This window comes from Arthrobacter sp. NPDC055138 (assembly GCF_053607305.1).
Genome location: NZ_JBSGTH010000006.1, coordinates 47,023 through 69,426, shown reverse-complemented (window position 1 = coordinate 69,426; position 22,404 = coordinate 47,023). Strand labels below are relative to the sequence as shown.

Genomic DNA, 22,404 nt, shown 5'->3' with positions numbered 1-22,404 from the left:
CCTACCTCGCCCTTTCGGGCGCGGCAGGAGACGGCCGGCGGGAAACCGCCGGGCGATAACTACATCAACTGGAGACTTCCGGTATCGCGGCATTCGCGGTCCTCGGTAGTGGCTTCCGGGACGCCCCTTTGGACGGCCCGTAGGTCTCGATCGAAGACCGGGTGGCGTACAGGCAGGCTGGCCGAGAAGCGGCCTGCTTCTCTGGGCAGATACCGGCAGCCTCCGCACACTCGAAGAAACGGAGGTGACTCTCTTGGAGGGTCCCGAAATTCAGTTCTCAGAAGCGGTCATTGATAACGGCCGCTTCGGCCAGCGCGTGATCCGGTTCGAAACCGGCCGCGTTGCCCAGCAGGCAGCCGGCTCGGCGATGGTCTACATCGACGAAGACACCGCCCTGCTCTCAGCCACGACGGCGGGCAAGTCCCCGCGCGAAGGCTTCGACTTCTTCCCGCTGACCGTCGATGTGGAAGAGCGCATGTACGCCGCCGGCCGCATCCCGGGCTCGTTCTTCCGCCGCGAAGGCCGTCCGTCCACGGAAGCTATCCTGGCCTGCCGCCTGATGGACCGTCCGCTGCGTCCGGCCTTCGTCAAGGGGCTGCGCAACGAGGTCCAGATCGTGGTCACCGTGCTGGCGATCAACCCGGACGTGCTCTACGACGTGGTGGCAATCAACGCCTCGTCCATGTCCACCCAGCTCTCCGGCCTGCCTTTCTCCGGTCCGATCGGCGGTGTCCGCGTGGCACTGGTGGACGGCCAGTGGGTAGCCTTCCCGAAGCACTCCGAGCTGGAACGCGCCGTGTTCAGCATGGTGGTGGCCGGCCGCATTGCCGGTGACGACGTCGCGATCATGATGGTCGAGGCCGAGGCAACCGACAACGCCTGGAACCTGATCAAGGAAGAGGGCGCCACCGCCCCCACCGAAGAGGTTGTGGCCGAGGGCCTGGAAGCGGCCAAGCCGTTCATCCGCGCGCTCTGCGACGCACAGGCTGACCTGGCCGCACGGGCCGCCAAGCCCACCGTCGAGTTCCCGATCTTCCGGGACTACGAGGACGACGCCTTCGCCGCCGTCGAGTCCGCCGCCGCTGCCAAGCTGACCGAGATCTTCTCGATCGCCGACAAGCAGGAGCGCAACGACGCCGCCGACGCCTTCAAGGCCGAGGTTGTGGCCCAGCTCGCCGGCACCGAAACCGCCGAGTTCGCCGGCCGGGAGAAGGAAATCTCCGCAGCCTTCAACTCGGTAACCAAGAAGGTAGTGCGCCAGCGCATCCTGACGGACCAGGTCCGCATCGACGGCCGCGGCCTCAGCGATATCCGCAAGCTCACCGCTGAAGTGGAAGTCCTGCCCCGCGTCCACGGTTCGGCCATCTTCGAGCGCGGCGAAACCCAGATCCTGGGCGTCACCACGCTGAACATGCTGAAGATGGAACAGCAGATCGATTCGCTCTCGCCGGTTACCCGCAAGCGCTACATGCACAACTACAACTTCCCGCCGTACTCGACCGGTGAGACCGGCCGGGTGGGCTCGCCCAAGCGCCGCGAAATCGGCCACGGCGCGCTGGCCGAGCGGGCACTCGTGCCGGTGCTGCCGTCGCGTGAAGAGTTCCCGTACGCCATCCGCCAGGTCTCGGAAGCCCTCAGCTCCAACGGCTCCACCTCGATGGGCTCGGTCTGCGCCTCCACGCTGTCCATGCTCAACGCCGGTGTGCCGCTGAAGGCTCCGGTGGCCGGCATCGCCATGGGCCTGGTCTCCGACCAGGTGGACGGCGAGACCCGCTACGCCGCGCTGACTGACATCCTGGGCGCCGAAGATGCGTTCGGCGACATGGACTTCAAGGTCGCAGGTACCTCGGAGTTCGTCACTGCCATCCAGCTGGACACCAAGCTCGACGGAATCCCGGCCTCGGTGCTGGCCGCCGCGCTGAAGCAGGCCCGCGAGGCCCGGCTGCACATCCTCGGCGTGATCAACGCCGCGATCGACCAGCCGGACGAAATGAGCGAATTCGCCCCGCGGATCATCTCGGTCAAGATTCCGGTTGACAAGATCGGCGAGGTCATCGGCCCCAAGGGCAAGATGATCAACCAGATTCAGGAGGACACCGGCGCGGACATCTCCATCGAAGATGACGGCACGGTGCTGATCGGCGCCACCGACGGTACGGCGGCCGAAGCAGCCCGCGCGGCAGTGAACGCGATTGCCAACCCGCAGATCCCCGAGGTGGGCGAGCGGTACCTGGGCACGGTCGTGAAGACCACCACCTTCGGTGCCTTCGTGTCGCTGACCCCGGGCAAGGACGGGCTGCTGCACATCTCCGAGCTGCGCAAGCTGGCCGGTGGCAAGCGTGTGGACAACGTCGACGACGTGGTGTCGGTGGGCCAGAAGGTCCAGGTCGAGATCACCAAGATCGACGACCGGGGCAAGCTGTCGCTGGCTCCGGTGGTCGCTGACGAGGCTGCCGCTGAAGAAGCTGTAGCCGAAGAGGCCTCGGCCGAGTAAAGATGACCGTCGTCGCCCTGCCGCTGGTCGGCAGCATGCAGCATGCCGATGCCACCGAGCTCGGCGGGTCGGACCCCACGCTGATCCACGGCGAACCGGGCGGTGCCATTGTGCGCCGCTCGGTGCTGCCCGGGGGAGTGCGGGTCCTGACCGAAGCCATGCCCGGCCAGCGGTCGGCGACGATTGGCTTCTGGGTTGGTGTTGGCTCGCGGGATGAAGCCGCGGGCCAACACGGCTCGACCCACTTTCTGGAGCACCTGCTCTTCAAGGGCACCCAACGCCGCACCGCACTGGACATCGCTTCCGCCTTCGACGAAGTCGGCGGCGAATCGAATGCGGCCACGGCCAAGGAAAGTACCTGCTATTACGCCCGGGTCCTCGATTCCGACCTGCCGATGGCCATTGACGTCATCGCCGACATGATCACGTCGGCGGTCCTGGACCCGCAGGAACTCGAGCAGGAACGCGGAGTCATCCTCGAAGAGATCGCCATGGACAATGACGATCCCGCGGATGTATGCCACGAAAAATTCGTTGAGGCAGTGCTCGGCGGGCATCCGCTGGGCCGGCCTATCGGCGGCACGCCCGAGGCGATCAAGGCCGTGGCCCGCGACTCGGTCTGGTCCCATTACCAGCGCTACTACCGGCCCGACGAGCTGGTGGTGACCGCCGCCGGCGGCCTGGACCACGACACGGTATGCACCCTGGTGCTCGCCGCGTTGGAATCTGCCGGCTGGCATCTTGAGGCCGGCGCAGTGCCGGTGCCTCGCCGTCAGACGGCCGCCGCGGCGGTGGCCCCGGTCGCCGGCACCTCTGTGCACCGCCGTCCGGTGGAACAGGCGAACATCGTGATGGGCTGCCCATCCATCAACGCCACCGATGAACGCCGCTTCGTCATGAGCGTGTTGAACGCGGTGCTGGGCGGCGGCATGTCCTCCCGGTTGTTCCAGGAGATCCGGGAGAAGCGCGGGCTGGCCTACGCCACCTATTCCTTCTCCGGCGCGTACGCCGACGCCGGCTACTTCGGGATGTATGCCGGGTGTTCACCGGCCAAGACCGGCCAGGTCATCGATCTGCTCGGTGCCGAACTGGACCGGCTTGCGGCAGACGGCATTACCGCGGACGAGCTGCGCCGCGCCGTCGGACAGCTGTCCGGAGGCATTGTGATGGCGCTGGAAGACAGCGGCTCCAGGATGTCCCGGCTGGGCCGCGCCGAGCTGGTGTCCGGGGAGTTCCTGGATATCGACGAGTCGCTCGCGCGGATCAAGGCGGTCACGGTTGACCAGGTCCGGGAGCTCGCCGCCGAATTGGCAGCGGCACCCCGCGTCGTCACCGTCGTCGGGCCGTTCGACTCTGCGGCAGACTTCGGCAAATAGGCGGGGCGGCGCGGTCCGTGTCGCTGCCCGCTAGCCGCCGGCAAATGGCGGCAAAATGTCGATCAGGTCCGTTGCCTTCAGCGGCGCCTGCCGGTCCTTGCAGGCCACTTCGTTGCGCAGGAAGCTGCTGCGGGCGATCACGGACTCCATCGACGGGGCCGACGACCGGCCAGGCGCAACCGACGACGCCGTGGGCGCCGCACCTCGGCCAGCCCCTCCGGCTCCGGCTCCGGCTCCGGAGCCGATGGCCGCCGGCACCCGGTCCCGGCTCTCCACCGGAGCGTGGCGTGCCACAACCTCGCGCAGCAGCGCGTCGAGGGTGGTGCCGTCGGGCAGCTCCAGGGTTTCCTCTTCGATGCCCGCCGCGGCCTGGGCCGCGCCGAAATACCGGATGATCATTTAGCCGCCTATCGCACTCATGGTCCGGTCCGGCTGGACGTAGTCCGCGCCGCCCAGACCCGCATGGTCCATACCGTGGGCCCGAGGTTTGGCCCACATTGCGCCCCGCCAGTGTTCCGCCACGGCCTCGTCGCCCGCATCGCTGCGCAGCAGGGCCAGCAGGTCCGTTTCCTCGTGCGAGAACAGGCAGGAACGCACCTTGCCCTCGGCGGTGACCCTGGTGCGCCGGCAATCGGCGCAGAACGGCTCCGTCACCGAGGCAATGATCCCCACGGTGCCGGCGACGACGTCGGGGAAGCGCCGCCGTCGTACTTCCCACCGCTGGGCCGGTGCCCCGTCGCGTTCGCGCGGATCCGGCGAGAGCAGGAAATCCGGTTCCAGCAGGGCCCGGATCTCGGCCGCCGCCAGCATGTTCTGCCGGGTCCAGCCGTGGTCGGCGTCAAGCGGCATCTGCTCGATGAACCGCAGCTCGTAGCCGCGCTCCACCGCCCAGTCCAGCAGTGCGGGAGCCTCGGCATCGTTGATGCCCCGCATCAGTACCGCGTTGATCTTCACCAGTCCCAAGCCGGCGGCGTCCGCTGCCTCGATTCCGGCGAGCACCCGGTCCAGGAAAGGGCGCCGGGTCAGTTGGGCGAACGTCTCCGGGTGCAGCGAGTCCAGCGAAACATTGATCCGGGTCAGGCCGGCCGCCTTCAGCGCGGCGGCTTTCTTCTCCAGCCCCAGGGCATTGGTCGTCAGCGATACCGGCAGATCCGGGTGGTTTCTCCTGATCGCGGCGACGATATCCACCAGCCCGGCGCGGACCAGCGGTTCGCCGCCGGTCAGGCGCAGCTCGCGCACGCCCAGTCGCTCGACGGCGATCCGCACCAGCCGGACCACTTCCTCGTCGCGGAGGACCTGGTCCTTGGACAGCCAGTCGAGGCCTTCGGCCGGCATGCAATAGGTGCAGCGGAGGTTGCACTTGTCAGTCAGCGAGATCCGCAGGTCAGTGGCCACCCGGTCGAAACGGTCCACCAGTGACGGGCCCGCGTCCGCGGGACGTGCCGGTGCCGCAGCCGCGGCGGTGCCGGGAACCTGCGGCATGCCCAAGTCAACGCTCATACCACGAGGGTACGCGAGGAAGCCCGTGGCTGCAGGGCCCGTCCGCCTGTCGGGAAGGCTTGCGGTTCGGCAACCAACCGCCGTCCGCATTTGAGGAACTAGACTCGCCTTTATGACGCAAATACGCATCGCTGACGCCGCGCGTTTCATGGGCGTCAGCGACGATACGGTCCGGCGCTGGCTCGACGCCGGCACCTTGACCAAGCACAAGGACGCCTCCGGCCGGGCAACGGTGGACGGCGCGCAGTTGGCCGCCCTGGCCCGGGAGCAATCGGCCCTGCCGCAGGACCCCACCGGAATCGGCAGTTCGGCCCGCAACCGTTTCGTGGGCATCGTGACGGAGGTCCTGCAGGACACGGTCATGGCGCAGGTGGAGATGCAGTGCGGCCCGCACCGGGTGGTCTCCCTCATGAGTGCCGAGGCCGTCCGCGAGCTGGGCATCGAGCCCGGTTCCGTTGCCGTGGCCGTCGTGAAGGCCACGATGGTGACGGTCGAGACGCCGCTGGCGAAGGACTGACATGGGTCACGCTGCACCCCGGAACAGCGCAGTGAAGCGGACTGCGCGACGCCGCCTGTTGGCCGCGTTGCTGGGTGCGGCCCTGCTGGCCTCCACGGCCTGCTCGGCGGCGGAGCAGGGGCCGCGGGAGGCACCCGCAACGGGATCAGCGCGCTCCGGTGAGCTGAATGTCTTCGCTGCTGCCTCGCTCAGCGGTGTGCTGACGGATCTGGCCGCCGAGTTCGAGCACGAGCACCCGGAGGTGGCCATCCGGCTGAACTTCGCCGGCTCCTCCGATCTGGCCGCCCAGATTCTCTCCGGAGCCCCGGCAGACGTGTTCGCCTCGGCCAACCCGGAAAACATGGACAAGGTCACGGCGCCCGGCATGGCGGCCGGAGAGCCGGTCACGTTCGCCACTAATGTGCTGCAGATCGTTGTGCCGGACGGGAATCCACACGGGATCACATCGCTGGCCGACCTGGCAGACCAGCAGATCAAGACCGTGATCTGCGCCCCGCAGGTGCCGTGCGGCGCGGCCACGCAAAAGGTGTCCCGGGAAGCCGGCATCGAGATCCCCGCGGTGAGCGAGGAATCATCCGTCACCGATGTGCTGGGCAAGGTGGTGTCGGGCGAAGCCGACGCAGGCCTGGTCTACGTGACCGATGTGAAGAACGCTCAGGGCGAGGTCGAGGGCATCGACTTCGCCGAAGCCGGTGCCGCCGTCAATGACTACCCGATTGCGCGGCTGGCGGAGAGCACCAATCCGGACGCCGCCGAGGATTTCGTGGCGCTCGTGACCGGACCGGACGGGCGGCAGGCGCTGGCCGACTACGGCTTCGGAACGCCGTGACCACTCACGCGAAAAACGCCGCGCCCCAAACGAAGGCTTGACGCCGGAGCCGGGAACCACGGCGGATCAGCAAAGGACTAGGCAATGACCATGGATACAACGACGGCGGTGCGGAAACCGGTGACCACGGTGCCGGACACGGCGACAGCGGTGCGCGCGCCGGTGCCGTTTTGGATCTATCCGCTGGCTGCAGCAGGCGCCATCTTCGTCCTGCTGCCGCTGGCCGGGATGGCCTCCCGCGTGAATTGGCAGGAGTTTCCCCAGTTGGTCACCTCCGAGGCGTCGCTGGCCGCGCTCGGCCTGAGCCTGCGGACGGCCACCGCCAGCACGGCGTTGTGCATTGTGCTGGGTGTCCCGATGGCGCTGGTGCTGGCCCGCAGCCGCTTTCCGGGCCAGCAGGTGCTCCGATCGCTGGTGCTGTTGCCGTTGGTCCTGCCGCCGGTGGTCGGCGGACTGGCCCTGCTGTACACCTTCGGGCGGCGCGGGCTGCTGGGCAGTACGTTTGAGGTGTTCGGACTCGAGATTGCCTTTTCCACCACCGCCGTGGTGCTGGCGCAAACGTTCGTGGCGCTGCCGTTCCTGGTGCTGAGCCTCGAGGGCGCGCTGCGCACCGCGGGAACCCGGTATGAAGCCGCCGCGGCGACGCTGGGCGCGCGGCCGTCCCGCGTCCTGCGGACCGTCACGCTGCCGCTGGTGCTGCCAGGCCTGCTCTCCGGGGCGGTCTTGTCCTTCGCCCGGTGCCTCGGCGAATTTGGTGCCACCCTGACGTTCGCCGGCAGCCTGCAGGGCGTCACCCGCACGCTGCCGCTGGAGATCTACCTGCAGCGCGAAACCGATGCCGATGCCGCCGTGGCGCTGTCGCTGGTGCTGGTGGTGGTCGCCGTCGTGGTGGTCACGCTGGTGCACCGCAGGTCCGGTTGGGCGCCGGCTGTGGGGGTCCGGTGAGCCTGGAACTGACCGCGCGGCTTCCGTCCCGCGGCTTTGAGGCGGACTTCAGCGTTGCCGACGGGGAAACGGTGGCCGTGCTCGGCCCGAACGGTGCCGGCAAATCGACGCTGCTCGGCCTGATCTCCGGCCTGTTGCGCCCAGACCTTGGCCGGGCGCAACTGGACGGCAACGTGCTCTTCAGCGCCGGGCAACCGCAGGCCGACCGCTGGGTGCCCGCGCACGCGCGCGGCGTCGGTCTGCTGGCGCAGGAGCCGCTGCTGTTTCCGCATCTGAGCGTCAAGGCCAATGTTGCCTATGGCCCGCGCAGCCGGGGCGCATCCCGTGCCGCGGCCGATCAGACCGCCCGCCATTGGCTGGCCGAACTCGACGCCACCGAGCTGGCGGGCCGCCGCCCGGCTGAGCTCTCCGGCGGCCAGGGGCAGCGCGTGGCAGTGGCCCGGGCCCTGGCCGCAGAACCTGCGCTGCTGCTGTTGGATGAGCCGATGTCCGCGCTGGATATCACCGCGGCGCCGGCATTGCGCCGGCTGCTGCGCAGGGTGTTGCAAGGGCGCAAGGCCGTGATCGTCACCCATGAGCCGCTGGACGCCCTGCTGCTGGCCGACCGCGTGGTGGTGATGGACGGCGGCCGGATCGTCGAGCAGGGACCGGTACGCGAAGTGTTTGCCCGGCCGCGCAGCTCCTTCGCCGCCGGAATGACGGGGCTCAACCTGGTCACCGGGACCGCCACCAACACCGGGTTGACGGACGCCGACGGGGTGCACTGGAGCGGCGAAGCCGAGCCCGGACTGCGTCCCGGCGACCTGGCCGCCGCCGCGTTCCGCCCCGCCTCCGTGGCGCTGTTCACGGATCTACCGGCGGGCAGCCCCCGCAACGCGATGGCCGCCACCGTGACCGAACTCGTGCCGCACGGCGGCCTGGTCACGGTCCGGGCCGGTTGGCTCGCAGCCGAGGTAACGCCGGCGGCGGTGTCCGATCTGTCGCTGGTGCCGGGGGACCGCGTGCACTTTGTGGTCAAGGCTGCCGAGGTATCGATCTATCCCCGGTGAAGCCGACGGGAGCAGTCCCGCCCGGCCGCCCGGCCCGTCGCCTAGGATGGCAGCAGAACCTGCACCTGCGGCAGGCCGGACCGGGCGGCACCATGACCACGGGCCCGCCTGATCTGCGCGACAAGGAGGGCCCGTGGCCAAGAGCGTTGCCGAGCACCGCGCCGCCGTTGAGGAACTGATCCGGTACGCGGCACAGGCCAGCCTCGCCGGCCACGAGTCCGTGGCGCTGGAAGCGGCCTACGGGCGCACCCTGGCCGCCGACGTCGCGGCGCCGATGAGCCTGCCGCCGTTCGCGAACTCGCAGATGGACGGCTACGCGGTCCGCAGCGCGGAGACTTCCGGTGGGGCGGACCTCGCCGTGGCGGCGACGATTCCCGCCGGCTACGCCGCGCCGGCGCTGCCGCCGGGTTCGGCCGCGCCGATCATGACCGGAGCCATGCTGCCCGAGGGAGCCGACGCCGTGGTCCCGATCGAGGAAGCGGTGCCGGACACGTTCCTGACCGAACGGGACGGGCACACGGTCAGGCTCCCGGAATCGCCGGCCGGGCGGTTCATCCGCGCCGTCGGCAGCGACATTGCCGCCGGCAGCCTCGCGCTGACCGCCGGAACGGTGCTGAAGGCGCCGCAGCTGGGACTCCTAGCGGCTTTGGGCCTGGCCACGGCCGAGGTGCGGCCGCGGCTGCGGGTGCTGCTGCTGAGCACCGGTGACGAGGTGGTGGCCACCGGCGGACGGTTGGGCGCCGGACAGATTTACGACGCCAACAACACCATGCTGGCGGCCTCGCTCCGGGAAGCCGGCTGCGAGGTGGTGGAGAGCCGGATCCTGGCCGATGCGGCGCCGGAGTTCCGACGCCTGCTTGATGCCGAGCTGCGCCGCCAGCGGGCAGATTTGGTACTGACCTCAGGCGGCATCTCCAAGGGCGCCTTCGAAGTGGTCCGGCTGGCGCTCGAACCCGAGGGCGTGGCTTTTGCCCCGGTGGCGATGCAACCGGGCGGACCGCAGGGAGCCGGCCGGATCGGCGGAGCAGTGTTCCTGGGCTTCCCCGGCAATCCGGTCAGCTGCCTGGTCTCCTTCGAGATGTTCCTGCGGCCGGCGCTGACCAGCGTGCTGGGCACGCCGGCGCCGCGCACGGTGCTGCGGGCCCCGCTGGCCGAAGCCGCCGACTCGCCCGCGGCCAAGCATCAGGTGCGGCGCGGCCAATACGACGGCGGCCGGGTGCGGCTGGTGGGCGGAGCCGAGTCCCATCTGGTGCACGCGATGGCGCAATCCAACGCGCTGGTCCACCTGCCCGCGGGGGTCGAGCACGCAGAAGCGGGCCAGGACGTGGAAATATGGCTGCTATGAGCGAAGCAGAACGACTGACCCATGTCCGCGAGGACGGCACGGCCCACATGGTCGATGTCAGCGGCAAGGACGAAACCACCCGGCAGGCCACCGCGCAGGCCGTGCTCTCCACCCGCTCCGACGTGGTGGAACTGCTGGCCGCCGGGTCGCTGCCGAAGGGCGATGCACTGGCGGTCAGCCGGGTGGCCGGCATCATGGCGGCCAAGCAGACACCGCAGCTGATCCCGTTGTGCCACCCGCTGCCGATCAGCAAGGTCACCGTGGACTTCTTCCCGGCGGAGGACTCCGTGCGGATTGAAGCGACGGTCAAAACCCGATCCGTCACCGGCGTGGAAATGGAGGCGCTGACGGCCGCCTCGGTGGCGGCGCTCAGCCTGTACGACATGGTCAAGGCGGTGGATAAGCACGCGGTGATCTCGGACATCAAGGTGCTGGCCAAATCCGGAGGCAAGAGCGGGGACTGGGCGCTGTGAGCGCCCGCACCGCCGGCATCATCGTCGCCTCCACCCGCGCCGCGGCCGGAGCCTACGAGGACGAATGCGCGCCGTTGATTTCCGAATGGCTGGCCGGCCACGGCCTGGCCGCCGGCGTGCCGCAGATCGTGGCCGACGGCGAGCCCGTCCGCCGCGCGCTGCAAAAGATGCTGGCCGCCGCGCCCCGCGTCATCGTCACCAGCGGAGGAACCGGTCTGGCTGCCGACGACCGCACCCCGGAGATCACCGCCGTCGTGCTGGAACGCGAACTGCCGGGCGTGATGGAAGCCATCCGCGCCTATGGGCGCACCAAGACGCCGCTGGCGGCGCTGAGTAGGGGGGTGGCCGGCACTGCCGGGTCCACCTTTGTGGTCAATCTGCCCGGCTCGCCCGGAGGAGTGCGAGACGGCCTGGACGCCCTGGATCCGCTGATCGGCCACATCTGCGCCCAGCTGGAGGGGAACACCGACGCCGGCCACACAGGGCCGGGGGATACTGGAAGCACGCGGCGGACGGAAGGACAACCATGACCAGCACGGTGTTGTATGCGGCGGTGACCGGTGAGGCGATCGATGTCGCCGAGGCGACGGCCGCGGTGGATTCGGCCGAATGCGGTGCCGTGGTCAGCTTCAGCGGCGTGGTGCGCAACCACGACGGCGGTCAGGCCGTGGCTGCGCTGTCCTACTCCGCCCACCCCAGCGCTCAACGTGTGATCGCGGAGGTCGCCGGCCGGATCGCCGCGGAGCACGAGGGCATCCGGATCTGGGTGGCGCACCGCACCGGCCCGCTGGCAATCGGCGACCCCGCACTGGTGGCGGCCGTCGCGTCGGCACACCGCGCCGCCGCCTTTGCCGCCTGCTCGGAGCTGGTAGACCGGATCAAGGAAGAAGTGCCGGTGTGGAAGGAACAGCACTTCGCCGACGGCAGTACCGAATGGGTCGGCATCGGCCAGTAGCGATACGCTGGAGGGCATGACTGAGCAACTTGCGGTGGCCGTGCTGGGCGCCGGCGGACGGATGGGGAGCGAGGCCGTCACGGCCATCGAGTCCGCCCCTGACCTGGAACTGGTGGCCGCGCTGAAGCGCGGCGACTCCCTCGAAGAACTGGTCGCCGCCGGAGCCCAGGTGGTGGTGGACCTGACCACGCCGGAGAACACCGAGGCCAACGTCCGGTTCGCCGTCGAACACGGCATGCACGCAGTGGTCGGCACCACCGGCTGGGACGAAGCCAAGCGCGCCTCGCTGGCGCAGCTGCTGGAACAGCACGCCGGGACCGGCGTACTGATCGCGCCCAACTTCGCGCTCGGTTCGGTGCTGGCATCCTCGTTCGCCGCCACGGCGGCCAAGTACTTCGAATCGGTGGAAATCATCGAACTGCACCACCCGGACAAGGTGGATGCACCCTCCGGCACCGCCATCCGCACCGCACAACTAGTGGCCGCGGCCCGCGACGCGGCCGATGTTCCCGCCGGCCCGGACGCCACCACCAAGGCGCTGGACGGTGCCCGCGGCGCGGATGTGGACGGCGTGCGCGTGCACAGCGTGCGGCTGCGCGGCCTGGTGGCGCACCAGGAGGTGCTGCTGGGCGGGCCGGGCGAACAGCTCACCATCCGACACGATTCGTTCGACCGCGCCTCTTTCATGCCCGGCGTCTTGCTGGGCGTCCGGACCGTCACAGGGCGGCCCGGACTAACCTACGGACTGGACGGGTACCTGGAACTTTCATGAGCAACACTGAAGACACCGCCGGCGTGCCGGACGGCGGCAGCGGCGTCGGCTGGTACACCCGGCACGGAGCAAAAATTTGGGTCGGCGTGATCATCGTCCTGCTGGCGGGCTACCTGATCGCCACCCTGCAGCGGGCTTGGCTGATGCTCAGCGAACCGGACCTCGTGGCCAAAGGACTGGGCGTGGCCCTGGTGATCCTGCCCGTCATCGGCGCCTGGGCGCTGAGCAGGGAACTGCTGTTCGGCTCGCGGATGTCCAAGCTGGCCCGGACCCTGGAAGCCGAAGGTGGCCTGCCGGTGGACAATCTGCCGCGCACGCCCGGCGGGCGGATTGTCCGGGAAGCAGCGGACCAGGAGTTCCTCAAATACAAGGCCGAGGCCGAGGCGGCGCCGGAGGACTGGCGCAGCTGGTTCCGGCTCTCCTGCGCCTACGACGCGGCCGGCGACCGCAAGCGCGCCCGAGAGTCGATGCGCCACGCGATCGGGCTCAGCCGCTCCTGAGCGGAATGCTCAGCGGGACCGGCTGCCGGTCGGCCGGAGCGCATCGCGGGTGAGCCGGGACGCGGTGGAGGCCACCAGCTCGAATGGTCCGCGCCAGCCCAGGGCGTGGAAGAGAACCCCGATGCCCATCGCTGCCACCGCCTGCCACAGGTACGCCGGCAGGTCCGGGGCGTTCGGGGGTAGCACGCTGAGGACCCAGACATGGGCGGAGTAGAGCGTCAGGGTCATGGCGCCGGCGCCGGAGAGCGGCAACAGCAGCCACGGCAGCCGCGAGGTCAGCAACAGGCAGACCGCCAGCACCACGGCCGAGGTGCCCACCGTGTGCAGCAGATCGAAGCTCGTTCCGGAGTGCGGCGACGAGCCGCCCAGCCACCACCACGAACCTTGCTGCTCGATCCAGCTCATGTTCACCTGGTACACCAGGTCGAAGTCTGCCCGTTGTGCCGACTCGGTGGCTGCCACTTCGGCATAACCGCCCAGCCGATCCATCACCAGCCAGGAGCCGCCTTTGGCCGCCACCGCCAGCACGGTGCCCACGGCCAGCAGTCCCAGCTGCACGCCGGTTCGCTGCAGTTCCAGCCGGCCGATCAGCAACCCGGCCAGCAGGTAGCCAAGCCACTGCACCACGGGGTAATAGCCGGTCAGGAACAGGTCGCTGAGCAGCGTGGCGGGCGTCAGCAGGTCGTAGATCATGGGGTTGTGGCCCAGCTCGGCCGGGTCCACGGCAGCCTCCGCCAGGGGGCGCAGCAGGTGCGCCAGCACCGGGGAGAGGACGATCCACCCGGCGGCCCAGAGCACCAGCACCCGGCGGCGCAGCTGGAGGAACGGCAGCGCACACAGGAACAGCACGGCATAGTTGACCAGGATCACCGCAACGTTCACTTCCAGCGTGCCCAGCATCATACCGACGGTCGCGATCAGCAGGGCCCGCACGGCGATGCCGCCACGGTCCGCCGCCAGGCTGCCGCCCTGGTGGCCGCGGCTGCCTCCGGTCAGCAGTGCCAGGCCCACCCCGGCCAGGACCGCGAACAGCGCCGAGGACCGGCCGGACAACACCAGTCCAACGAAATTCGGCTCCGGATCCGTCCCGGCAGTCCACGGCGCAAAGATGTGGGTAGCCATCATGCCCAGCAGGGCGATGCCGCGGGCGGCGTCGATTCCGGCAATCCGGCGGCCGGTGGGAGCAGAGGGCATGCACAGATATTCTCACAGCCGGCCGGGGGACCGGTGGGAAAGATCAGCGGTCGGCACGCGCTACGGTGAGGGAATGGACACCTTTGCACACTGCGCTCCGGCGCCCGGGGAGCGGCCATGATGGGATTCGCTGTCAATGAGCACGACGGCGTGCGGCTGGCCTTCGAGGACACCGGCACCGGCGAACCGCTGCTGATGGTCCACGGCACAGCGCTGTCCAAGGCTGCCTGGCGGGGGCTGGGCTACCAACGCGCCCTCAAGCCGCACTACCGGGTGGTCACGCTGGACATGCGCGGACACGGCCGCAGTGACAAACCGCACAACGATGACGCCTACACCATGGAGCACTTCATGGGCGACGTCGAAGCGGTGCTGGACGCCTGCGGGCTGCAGAGCGTGCATTACTTCGGCTACTCCTTTGGAGCACGGGTCGGTCTGGCGATGGCCGCCTCCCGGCAGCATCGCCTGCGTTCGCTCACCATGCTCGGCGGGACCCACCGGAGCATGGCCGGCCAGGTCGGCAAACTCTTCTTCCCCGACTACCTGGACGCGCTTGAGACGGGCGGCATGGAGGAATTCATCAGCCGTTGGAACGATCGCCGCACCGGGTCAGTGGACCCGGCCACCCGGCAGGCCTTCCTGGCGAACGACCCGGCGGCGCTGGCAGCCTACTTCCGCGCCGGCGAAGAATTGCCGGGGCTCGATCCGCGCGTGGTCCAGCAGATCCAGTTGCCGGTCCTGCTGATCGCCGGCAGCAAGGACCATCCGCGGGCGGAGGAATCGCGCCAGGCGGCCGCTCTGCTGCCGGACGGACACTTTGCCGAACTGCCCGGTTTGGACCACGCCAGCTGCCTGTCCGCCCAGGAAGACGTGACCGCCCTATTGACAGGTTTCCTGGAGCGGGTCCACTCAAACCGCTGAGGCAGCCGCGTTACCCGGGGCACGGCCGGCCTCCGCCGCCACCGCACGTGACGGAGAACTCTGTGTCGCCCCTTCTACACCATTGCCTGATACCGCCTCCGGACACGGTAACGTTTTCCCTATGGCTGAGTCTGACGTTCGTGAGTATCCCTTCGGCACCCTGGTCACCGCAATGGTCACCCCCTTCACCGACGAGGGCGAGGTGGACTACCTCAAGACCGCCGAATTGGCGGACAAGCTGGTCCAGGACGGCTGCGACGGTCTCGTCGTCACCGGAACCACCGGCGAAACATCAACGCTGACCGATGACGAGAACGAAGCGATGTTCCGCACGGTCGTCGAGGCGGTCGGTGGCCGCGCCAAGGTCATCGCCGGGTCGACCACCAACGACACGCGCCACTCCATCAACCTGTCCCGGCGTGCCGCCGCCGTCGGAGTGGACGGGCTGCTCATCACCGCCCCGTATTACAACAAGCCGAGCCAGGCAGGCGTCCAGGCCCATATCGAAACCATCGCCTCTGCCATCGGCCTGCCGGTCATGGTCTATGACATCCCCGGCCGCGCCGGCATCTCGATCGCGACTGACACCCTGATCCGGCTGGCAGAGCACCCGCTCATCGTGGCGCTCAAGGACGCCAAAGCGGACTACGGCGAGACCACCCGCGTGCTGGCCAACACGGATTTGGACGTGTACTCCGGCGACGACGGACTGACCCTGCCGCTGATGGCGGCCGGCGCCGTCGGCGTGGTGAGCGTGACCGCCCACGTGGCCACCCGGCAGTTCCGCGAACTGGTCGATGCCGCGCTGGCGGGGGATTTCGCCACCGCGCGCAGGCTCCACTTCGAACTGGACCCGGTCATCCGCGCCGTGATGACCCACGTGCAGGGCGCAGTCGCCGCCAAGCAGGTCCTGAAGTGGCAGGGCGTCCTGCCCAACTCCGTGGTCCGGCTGCCGCTGGTGGAACCGTCGGAGGCCGAGCTCGCGCCCATCCGCGCGGACCTGGCCGAGGCCGGCTGGACCCTGGAGGCCCTGAACGCCCGATGAGCCAGTCCACGCTGACCCAACTCCGCACCCCGCCCAGCCTCGAACCGGGCACGCTCCGGATTGTTCCGCTAGGCGGCCTCGGGGAAATCGGCCGCAACATGGCGGTCTTCGAGATCGGCTCGAAACTGCTGGTGGTCGACTGCGGCGTGCTGTTCCCGGAGGAGCACCAGCCCGGGGTGGACTTGATCCTGCCGGACTTCTCCTACATCGAGGACCGGCTCGACGACATCGTCGGCGTGGTCCTCACCCACGGGCACGAGGACCACATCGGTGCCGTCCCTTACCTGTTGCGGATGCGGCAGGACATTCCGTTGATCGGCTCCCAGCTGACCCTGGCTCTGGTCGAGGCCAAGCTGGCCGAACACCGGATCACGCCCTACACCCTCACCGTTGCCGAAGGCCAAATCGAGCAGTTCGGGCCCTTCGAATGTGAATTCGTCGCGGTCAACCACTCGATCCCGGACGCACTCGCTGTCTTCCTCCGGACCACAGCCGGCACGGTGCTGCACACCGGCGACTTCAAGATGGACCAGCTGCCCCTGGACGGTCGAATCACCGACCTGCGCGCCTTCGCCCGCCTCGGCGAGGAGGGCGTGGACCTGTTCATGGCCGACTCCACCAACGCCGACATCCCCGGCTTCACCACCGCGGAGAAGGAAATCGGCCCGGTGCTGGAGCGTCTCTTCGGCCAAGTGCAGAAACGCATCATCGTCGCCTCGTTCTCCTCCCACATACACCGCGTCCAGCAGGTGCTCGACGCCGCTGCCGCCCACGGTAGGCACGTGGCCTTCGTGGGCCGGTCCATGGTGCGGAACATGAACATCGCCGCCAAACTGGGCTTCCTGAATGTCCCCGAGGGCATCTTGGTGGACCTGAAGAACGTGGAGGACTTCCCGGACGACCGGATCGTGCTGATGTCCACCGGGTCGCAAGGTGAACCCATGGCCGCCCTGTCCCGGATGGCCAACGGGGACCACCGCATCCAAGTGGGCAAGGGGGACACGGTGATCCTGGCGTCCTCGCTGATTCCGGGCAACGAGAATGCCGTCTTCCGGGTCATCAACGGCCTGTTGAAGCTCGGCGCGGAAGTCATCCACAAGGGCAACGCCAAGGTCCACGTGTCCGGACACGCTGCTGCCGGCGAACTTTTGTACTGCTACAACATCCTGCGGCCCAAGAACGCCCTGCCGGTGCACGGCGAGACCCGGCACCTGATTGCCAACGGGCGGCTGGCCGAACAAACCGGTGTGCCGGCGGAAAACGTGTTGCTGGCGGATGACGGATCGGTCATCGACCTGAAGGACGGCATCGCCCGGATTGTCGGCCAGATCGAATGCGGATACGTGTACGTGGACGGATCGAGCATTGGCGAGATCACCGACGCGGACCTCAAGGACCGCCGGATCCTGGGCGAGGAGGGGTTCATCTCCGTGATCACGGTGGTCAACCGCAGCACCGGCCAGATTGTCTCCGGACCGGAAATCCATGCCCGCGGGTTCGCCGAGGACGATTCGGTCTTCGACGACATCAAACCAAAAATCATCAGCGCGCTGGAAGAGGCAGTGGTCAACAACACGGACCACACCACGTACCAGCTGCAGCAGGTGGTCCGTCGGGTGATCGGCACCTGGGTGAACAAGCGGCACCGCCGCCGGCCGATGATCGTCCCGGTGGTCCTGGAGGCTTGAGCCCGGTCCGGCGCAGCCGATCCGTGCGGGCCAAATCCCGCGGATGAGCGGGTTCAGCCGGTAACCTTGCGACTATGGCGACTCGTACTTCCCCTGCCCGAAAAGGCACCCAGCAGTCGCGCGGTAAGGGTACAGGCACTACTGCGCGCTCCTCATCGGGGCGTTCCAGCAAGACCAAGGTGCTCGAAGTGCAGCCCCCGGAGGAGCAGCTGCCGCTGCTGCCGCGGATGATCCACGGGCTGTGGATGAGCTTGGCCCGTCCGGTGGCCGCGGGCGTCCGGAAGCTGGGTCCCGATGTGCGGCCCGACCACGAACTGCGCCGCGACGGCACCGGTTTCTTCCTGCTGCTCTTGGCCGCCTGCGTCGCCACCGTGGAGTGGTGGGCCCTGGAGGGCTGGTTCGGGGACGTGGTGCACGCCGTGGCCGGCGGAACCTTCGGCTGGATGGCACTGGTGCTGCCGGTGCTGCTGCTGATCATGGCGGTGCGGTTGATGCGCCACCCGGAAGACTCGCCGGCCAACAGCCGCATCTCCATTGGCCTGATCCTTTTCCTCGCCTCGGGCTCCGGGCTCGCGCATGTGATCGGCGGCCAGCCGGCCTTGGCGGACGGCTTCGATGCGTTGTGGGCAGCCGGTGGGATGGCAGGCTTCCTGCTCGCGGCCCCGCTGGCGGCCGTCAGCCTGTGGCTGCCGGTGGCCATCTACGGGCTGCTGGCCTTCACCAGCATCCTGATCATCACCGCCACGCCGTTCCGCCACATTCCCCTGCGACTGCGGATGCTCTACGAGCGGCTGATGGGCCAGGACCCGTCCGCCCAGGCGGCGCAGTACCAGCCGGGCGACGAGCATGACCAGAGCTATCTCTACGCCGACCAGGCTCCGGCCAAGGAACGGAAACCGCGGCGCAAACTTTTCGGCAAGCGCAAGGCCGAAGAGGCCGCCGACGAGGAAGGGTTCTACTTCGACGAGGCATTCGAAACCGCCGTCATCGAGGATAAAGAGCCCGAAGAGCTACCCGCACCGGAGGAAACGGCTCCGGCCGTGCCGCCGGGAGTGCGCCGGCCCACGCAGGCGGAACTGGCCGTCGAAAAGATCAAGCGCGACCAAGGCCTGGTCCCCGAAGGGGCCACCGAAGCGCTGCCGGTGCTGCCCGCGGCCCCGCCGGCAACCGCAGCGCCCACCGTGCCGTCCAATCCGGTGCAGCCGCAGCCGCCGACCACTCCGATCCCGCAGCGCACCGAGCAGCTGCAGTTGGCCGGTGACGTCGCCTACACGCTGCCGCCGTCCGATTTCCTGCCTCCCGGACCGCCGTCGAAGGAGCGCTCGGAGGCGAACGACGCCGTCGTCAATGCCCTGACCGAGACATTGGACCAGTTCAAGGTCGATGCGAAGGTCACCGGCTTCTCCCGCGGGCCGACAGTGACGCGCTACGAAATCGAGCTGTCGCCGGGCACCAAGGTGGAGCGCGTCACGGCGCTGTCCAAGAACATTTCCTACGCCGTGGCCAGCTCCGACGTCCGCATCCTCTCTCCGATCCCGGGCAAGTCCGCCATCGGCATCGAGATCCCCAACACGGACCGCGAGACGGTGTCCCTGGGCGACGTGCTGCGCTCGAACAACGCCCGCAAGACCGAACACCCCATGGTCATGGGCGTGGGCAAGGATGTGGAGGGCGGCTTCGTGCTGGCCAACCTGGCCAAGATGCCGCACCTGCTCGTCGCCGGTGCCACCGGTGCGGGCAAGTCCTCGTTCGTGAACTCAATGATCACCTCCATCCTGATGCGGTCGACGCCGGACGAGGTGCGGATGGTCATGGTGGACCCCAAGCGGGTGGAGCTGACCGCCTACGAGGGCGTGCCGCACCTGATCACACCGATCATCACCAATCCAAAGAAGGCCGCGGAAGCGCTGCAGTGGGTGGTCCGCGAGATGGACACCCGCTACGACGACCTGGCCAACTTCGGCTTCAAACACATCGACGATTTCAACAAGGCCGTGCGCAACGGCAAGGTGGTCCCGCCCGCCGGCTCCAAACGAGTGGTCAAGCCGTACCCGTACCTGCTGGTGATCGTGGACGAGCTCGCGGACCTGATGATGGTGGCACCGCGGGACGTCGAAGACTCGATTGTCCGCATCACCCAGTTGGCCCGTGCCGCCGGCATCCACTTGGTGCTGGCCACCCAGCGGCCCTCGGTGGATGTGGTGACCGGCCTGATCAAGGCCAACGTCCCGTCACGGATGGCGTTCGCTACCTCGTCGGTGACCGATTCCCGCGTGGTGCTGGACCAGCCTGGCGCGGAAAAGCTGATTGGCCAGGGTGACGCCTTGTTCCTGCCGATGGGTGCCAGCAAGCCTATGCGTGTGCAGGGCGCCTGGGTCTCCGAATCGGAAATCCACAAGGTCGTTGAACACGTCAAGGGGCAACTGCAGGCGGTCTACCGCGACGACGTCGCCGTGGAGGCGCCGAAGAAGCAGATCGACGACGACATCGGCGACGATCTGGACGTGCTGCTGCAGGCGACCGAACTGGTGGTCACCACCCAGTTCGGCTCGACCTCGATGCTCCAGCGGAAGCTGCGCGTCGGCTTCGCCAAGGCCGGCCGCCTGATGGACCTGCTCGAATCCAGGGGAGTGGTTGGTCCGTCCGAGGGTTCCAAGGCCCGCGACGTGCTGGTCAAGCCGGATGACCTCGCGGCGACGCTGGCCGCCATCCGGGGCGACGAGCCGGCCGCCGCAAGCCCCGGCGAGCCAGGGAGCGCCGACCCGCTGACCGAGGCATTGGCGGACAATGCCAATGCCAACCATGGCTTCGAGGGCCCGCGCGATTTGGTCGCGGAGGACCTCGATTCCCGGCCGCAGGCGGTGGACTACTACGACGGCGACGAGGACGATGCGGGATCCGAGGACGCCTGGAACCTGACCGGGAGGTGACGTCCGCCCTCCGGTGGTCGGCCAAGGGCCGTCAGGCCCGTGAGGTGACGTCCGCCCTCCGGTGGTCGACCAAGGGCCGTCAGGCCCGCGTGGAGACCCGCTACGGGTAGCCTTGAACGCGTGACTGATTCAGTGTCCCGGCCCGTGCCCCTGCTCAACATCGCCAACGTCCTCACGACGGTGCGGATCCTGCTGGTTCCGTTTTTCATCTGGTTCCTGCTGGCTGACGGCGGCGAAGGGGGAGTGTACCGTTGGCTGGCGGTGTTGGTGTTCGCCGTCGCGATCTACACGGACAAGCTCGACGGTGATCTGGCCCGCAGCCGGGGGCTGATCACCAACTTCGGCAAGATCGCCGATCCGATTGCAGACAAGCTCCTGATCGGCTCGGCCTTGATCTTGCTCTCGGTATTGGGCGACCTGCCGTGGTGGATCACCATCATCATCCTGGTCCGGGAACTGGGCATCACCTTGCTGCGATTCGTGGTGATTCGCTACGGGGTCATGCCGGCCTCGCGCGGCGGCAAGCTGAAGACCGTCCTCCAGACACTGGCCATCTTCCTCTACCTGCTGCCGCTCGAGTCCTGGCTGGGAGACTGGGCGGTGTGGGTGGCCTTCGCCGTCATGATGCTGGCCGTGATCGTCACCGTGGTGACCGGCGTCGACTACGTCGTGAAGGCTGTGAAATTGCGCCGCGCTTCGCTCGCGGGGACCGAGGGCCAGCGATGAACACCGCACAGGCCGCGGCCGTCGTGGCAGCAGCCATCGCCGGGAAACTGACGGTGGCCACGGCCGAATCGTTGACTGCCGGTATGGTGGCGGCCGAACTGGCCACGGTGCCAGGGGCATCCGGCACGCTTCAAGGCGGCGTCGTGTCCTACCAGAGCCAGGTCAAGGCTGCCGTGCTCGGCGTCGACCCTGATCTGTTGGCGCGCGAGGGGGCGGTCACCGAAGCCGTGGCCTGCCAGATGGCCGAGGGTGCCAGGCGCGTCCTGCAGGCGGACATCGCGGTGTCCACCACCGGGGTCGCCGGACCGGAACCGCACGGCGGCCGGGACGTGGGGACCGTGTGGATCGGCATCGCCGCCCCGCGCGGAACGTGGGCCAGCGAGTACCACTTCAACGGCGACCGGGCCAGTATTCGGCGGCAGGCCTGCGAAGCCGCCATCATGGAACTGGGCCGGGCGGTCGGCGATGAGGCGGCGGTTTTGTCCGGATCGTAGATTTAAGTCCGGGGAACAAAAATATTCATTCAGTAGTTATCAAGGGTGTCAGCAGATGTTAGGTTGTTGGCCTAGGCTTGAAAACAGCGGCAGAAGCCGCCCAGCTTAAGAGGGAGCAAGGCGATACAGATGGTAAAGCAGCCCGTGTCCGTAAACGGTGTTGTCCGTTGGCGTGATGTGGGATTGGCCGAAGAACCCCGCAGGGAGCAGAAGGAGCGCAAAATGGTAGTGTTGCGACACGAAATTGGCGATGTCCTCCGTGATGTCCGGCAGCGGCAGGGACGAACCCTGCGCGAAGTGTCGCACAGCGCCCGCGTTTCCCTTGGCTACCTGAGCGAAGTCGAGCGCGGCCAGAAGGAAGCATCGTCTGAACTGTTGTCCTCGATTTGCTCGGCCTTGGACGTTCCCCTGTCGCACATGCTGCGGGAAGTGAGCGACCGGGTCGCAGAGGCCGAGGGTGTGGTCATTCCCGACACCGTCCCGCAGGAACTCTCGCGTGAGTTTGTCGGCGACATTCCGGACGAGCTGCCCGAAGAACTCCGCGGTTTGGCTTCCGCCCGGTACTGATCAAAGACCCTTAACGGGCCGGTTCCGCCCACAGCGGCGGAATCGGCCCGTTTCTTTGTGCCTGCGGTTCCCGGCCGGCCCGCT

22 protein-coding genes are annotated in these 22,404 nt (G+C 68.2%); 19 read left to right on the top strand and 3 right to left on the bottom strand.

The features are described from left to right. Positions 1 to 253 precede the first annotated feature (253 nt). Both ACWF5H_RS15265 and ACWF5H_RS15260 read left to right on the top strand, forming a co-directional pair. Positions 254 to 2,494, top strand: a complete 2,241-nt coding sequence (locus ACWF5H_RS15265) for a polyribonucleotide nucleotidyltransferase (RefSeq protein ID WP_127512116.1) — start codon at positions 254 to 256, stop codon at positions 2,492 to 2,494. 2 nt (positions 2,495 to 2,496) lie between these two features. Continuing rightward, positions 2,497 to 3,870, top strand: coding sequence for a M16 family metallopeptidase (locus tag ACWF5H_RS15260; protein WP_452037868.1), 1,374 nt, complete (start codon positions 2,497 to 2,499; stop codon positions 3,868 to 3,870). Between the two features lie 30 nt (positions 3,871 to 3,900). On the opposite strand, the gene ACWF5H_RS15255 is transcribed toward ACWF5H_RS15260, so the two are convergent. Both ACWF5H_RS15255 and moaA read right to left on the bottom strand, forming a co-directional pair. Then, positions 3,901 to 4,269 carry a MoaD/ThiS family protein gene (locus ACWF5H_RS15255; RefSeq protein ID WP_452037866.1) on the bottom strand — a complete coding sequence of 123 codons (369 nt, stop codon included), beginning with the start codon at positions 4,267 to 4,269 and terminating at the stop codon, positions 3,901 to 3,903. Beyond that, entirely contained in the window at positions 4,270 to 5,370 is a 1,101-nt protein-coding gene (moaA, locus tag ACWF5H_RS15250) for a GTP 3',8-cyclase MoaA (RefSeq protein ID WP_452037865.1), read from the bottom strand. It lies immediately after the preceding gene. A 112-nt stretch (positions 5,371 to 5,482) separates the two neighbouring features. Between moaA and ACWF5H_RS15245 the strand changes: the two genes are divergently transcribed. The 10 genes from ACWF5H_RS15245 (at position 5,483) to ACWF5H_RS15200 (ending at position 12,755) form a co-directional block, all read left to right on the top strand. Continuing rightward, the gene (locus tag ACWF5H_RS15245; protein ID WP_241913168.1) at positions 5,483 to 5,887 is read left to right on the top strand and encodes a TOBE domain-containing protein; all 405 of its coding nucleotides are present in this window, start codon (positions 5,483 to 5,485) and stop codon (positions 5,885 to 5,887) included. A 1-nt stretch (position 5,888) separates the two neighbouring features. Then, the gene (modA, locus tag ACWF5H_RS15240) at positions 5,889 to 6,716 is read left to right on the top strand and encodes a molybdate ABC transporter substrate-binding protein (RefSeq protein WP_452037862.1); all 828 of its coding nucleotides are present in this window, start codon (positions 5,889 to 5,891) and stop codon (positions 6,714 to 6,716) included. Positions 6,717 to 6,800: 84 nt separating this feature from the next. Beyond that, on the top strand, positions 6,801 to 7,661 hold the full coding sequence (locus ACWF5H_RS15235; protein WP_452037861.1) for an ABC transporter permease: 861 nt from the start codon (positions 6,801 to 6,803) through the stop codon (positions 7,659 to 7,661). After that, complete coding sequence (locus ACWF5H_RS15230) at positions 7,658 to 8,710, top strand: sulfate/molybdate ABC transporter ATP-binding protein (protein WP_452037859.1); 1,053 nt, start codon at positions 7,658 to 7,660, stop codon at positions 8,708 to 8,710. Before ACWF5H_RS15235 ends, ACWF5H_RS15230 begins: the two co-directional genes overlap by 4 nt. 133 nt (positions 8,711 to 8,843) lie before the next feature. After that, positions 8,844 to 10,055: a molybdopterin molybdotransferase MoeA gene (locus ACWF5H_RS15225; protein WP_452037858.1), complete on the top strand. Its 1,212-nt coding sequence runs from the start codon at positions 8,844 to 8,846 to the stop codon at positions 10,053 to 10,055. Then, complete coding sequence (gene moaC, locus ACWF5H_RS15220) at positions 10,052 to 10,528, top strand: cyclic pyranopterin monophosphate synthase MoaC (protein ID WP_452037857.1); 477 nt, start codon at positions 10,052 to 10,054, stop codon at positions 10,526 to 10,528. Before ACWF5H_RS15225 ends, moaC begins: the two co-directional genes overlap by 4 nt. Then, the gene (locus tag ACWF5H_RS15215) at positions 10,525 to 11,058 is read left to right on the top strand and encodes a MogA/MoaB family molybdenum cofactor biosynthesis protein (protein WP_452037856.1); all 534 of its coding nucleotides are present in this window, start codon (positions 10,525 to 10,527) and stop codon (positions 11,056 to 11,058) included. The genes moaC and ACWF5H_RS15215 overlap by 4 nt, the downstream gene beginning before the upstream one ends. Continuing rightward, positions 11,055 to 11,483, top strand: a complete 429-nt coding sequence (locus ACWF5H_RS15210) for a molybdenum cofactor biosynthesis protein MoaE (RefSeq protein WP_452037855.1) — start codon at positions 11,055 to 11,057, stop codon at positions 11,481 to 11,483. Before ACWF5H_RS15215 ends, ACWF5H_RS15210 begins: the two co-directional genes overlap by 4 nt. Positions 11,484 to 11,499: 16 nt before the next feature. Beyond that, positions 11,500 to 12,255 carry a 4-hydroxy-tetrahydrodipicolinate reductase gene (gene dapB / locus ACWF5H_RS15205; RefSeq protein ID WP_452037853.1) on the top strand — a complete coding sequence of 252 codons (756 nt, stop codon included), beginning with the start codon at positions 11,500 to 11,502 and terminating at the stop codon, positions 12,253 to 12,255. Continuing rightward, positions 12,252 to 12,755, top strand: a complete 504-nt coding sequence (locus tag ACWF5H_RS15200) for a tetratricopeptide repeat protein (RefSeq protein ID WP_452037851.1) — start codon at positions 12,252 to 12,254, stop codon at positions 12,753 to 12,755. The genes dapB and ACWF5H_RS15200 overlap by 4 nt, the downstream gene beginning before the upstream one ends. Positions 12,756 to 12,764: 9 nt before the next feature. Here ACWF5H_RS15200 and ACWF5H_RS15195 read toward each other — a convergent pair whose 3' ends face one another. Further along, positions 12,765 to 13,949 (bottom strand): heparan-alpha-glucosaminide N-acetyltransferase domain-containing protein, encoded by a 1,185-nt coding sequence (locus ACWF5H_RS15195; RefSeq protein WP_452037849.1) that lies wholly within the window; start codon positions 13,947 to 13,949, stop codon positions 12,765 to 12,767. A gap of 117 nt (positions 13,950 to 14,066) precedes the next feature. On the opposite strand from ACWF5H_RS15195, the gene ACWF5H_RS15190 reads away from it, so the two are divergent. From ACWF5H_RS15190 to ACWF5H_RS15160, 7 genes are all read left to right on the top strand, one after another. Continuing rightward, complete coding sequence (locus ACWF5H_RS15190) at positions 14,067 to 14,870, top strand: alpha/beta fold hydrolase (RefSeq protein ID WP_452037847.1); 804 nt, start codon at positions 14,067 to 14,069, stop codon at positions 14,868 to 14,870. A 121-nt stretch (positions 14,871 to 14,991) separates the two neighbouring features. Then, entirely contained in the window at positions 14,992 to 15,915 is a 924-nt protein-coding gene (gene dapA / locus ACWF5H_RS15185) for a 4-hydroxy-tetrahydrodipicolinate synthase (protein WP_364652166.1), read from the top strand. After that, a complete protein-coding gene (locus ACWF5H_RS15180; RefSeq protein WP_452037845.1) occupies positions 15,912 to 17,603 on the top strand; it encodes a ribonuclease J in 1,692 nt (563 codons plus the stop codon). Before dapA ends, ACWF5H_RS15180 begins: the two co-directional genes overlap by 4 nt. 74 nt (positions 17,604 to 17,677) lie before the next feature. Next, positions 17,678 to 20,533 (top strand): DNA translocase FtsK, encoded by a 2,856-nt coding sequence (locus tag ACWF5H_RS15175; protein ID WP_452037844.1) that lies wholly within the window; start codon positions 17,678 to 17,680, stop codon positions 20,531 to 20,533. Positions 20,534 to 20,653: 120 nt separating this feature from the next. Continuing rightward, positions 20,654 to 21,259 (top strand): CDP-diacylglycerol--glycerol-3-phosphate 3-phosphatidyltransferase, encoded by a 606-nt coding sequence (pgsA, locus tag ACWF5H_RS15170; RefSeq protein WP_452037842.1) that lies wholly within the window; start codon positions 20,654 to 20,656, stop codon positions 21,257 to 21,259. Further along, complete coding sequence (locus tag ACWF5H_RS15165) at positions 21,256 to 21,753, top strand: CinA family protein (RefSeq protein ID WP_452037840.1); 498 nt, start codon at positions 21,256 to 21,258, stop codon at positions 21,751 to 21,753. Before pgsA ends, ACWF5H_RS15165 begins: the two co-directional genes overlap by 4 nt. A gap of 129 nt (positions 21,754 to 21,882) precedes the next feature. Further along, positions 21,883 to 22,320, top strand: a complete 438-nt coding sequence (locus tag ACWF5H_RS15160; RefSeq protein ID WP_127511713.1) for a helix-turn-helix domain-containing protein — start codon at positions 21,883 to 21,885, stop codon at positions 22,318 to 22,320. Positions 22,321 to 22,404: the final 84 nt, after the last annotated feature.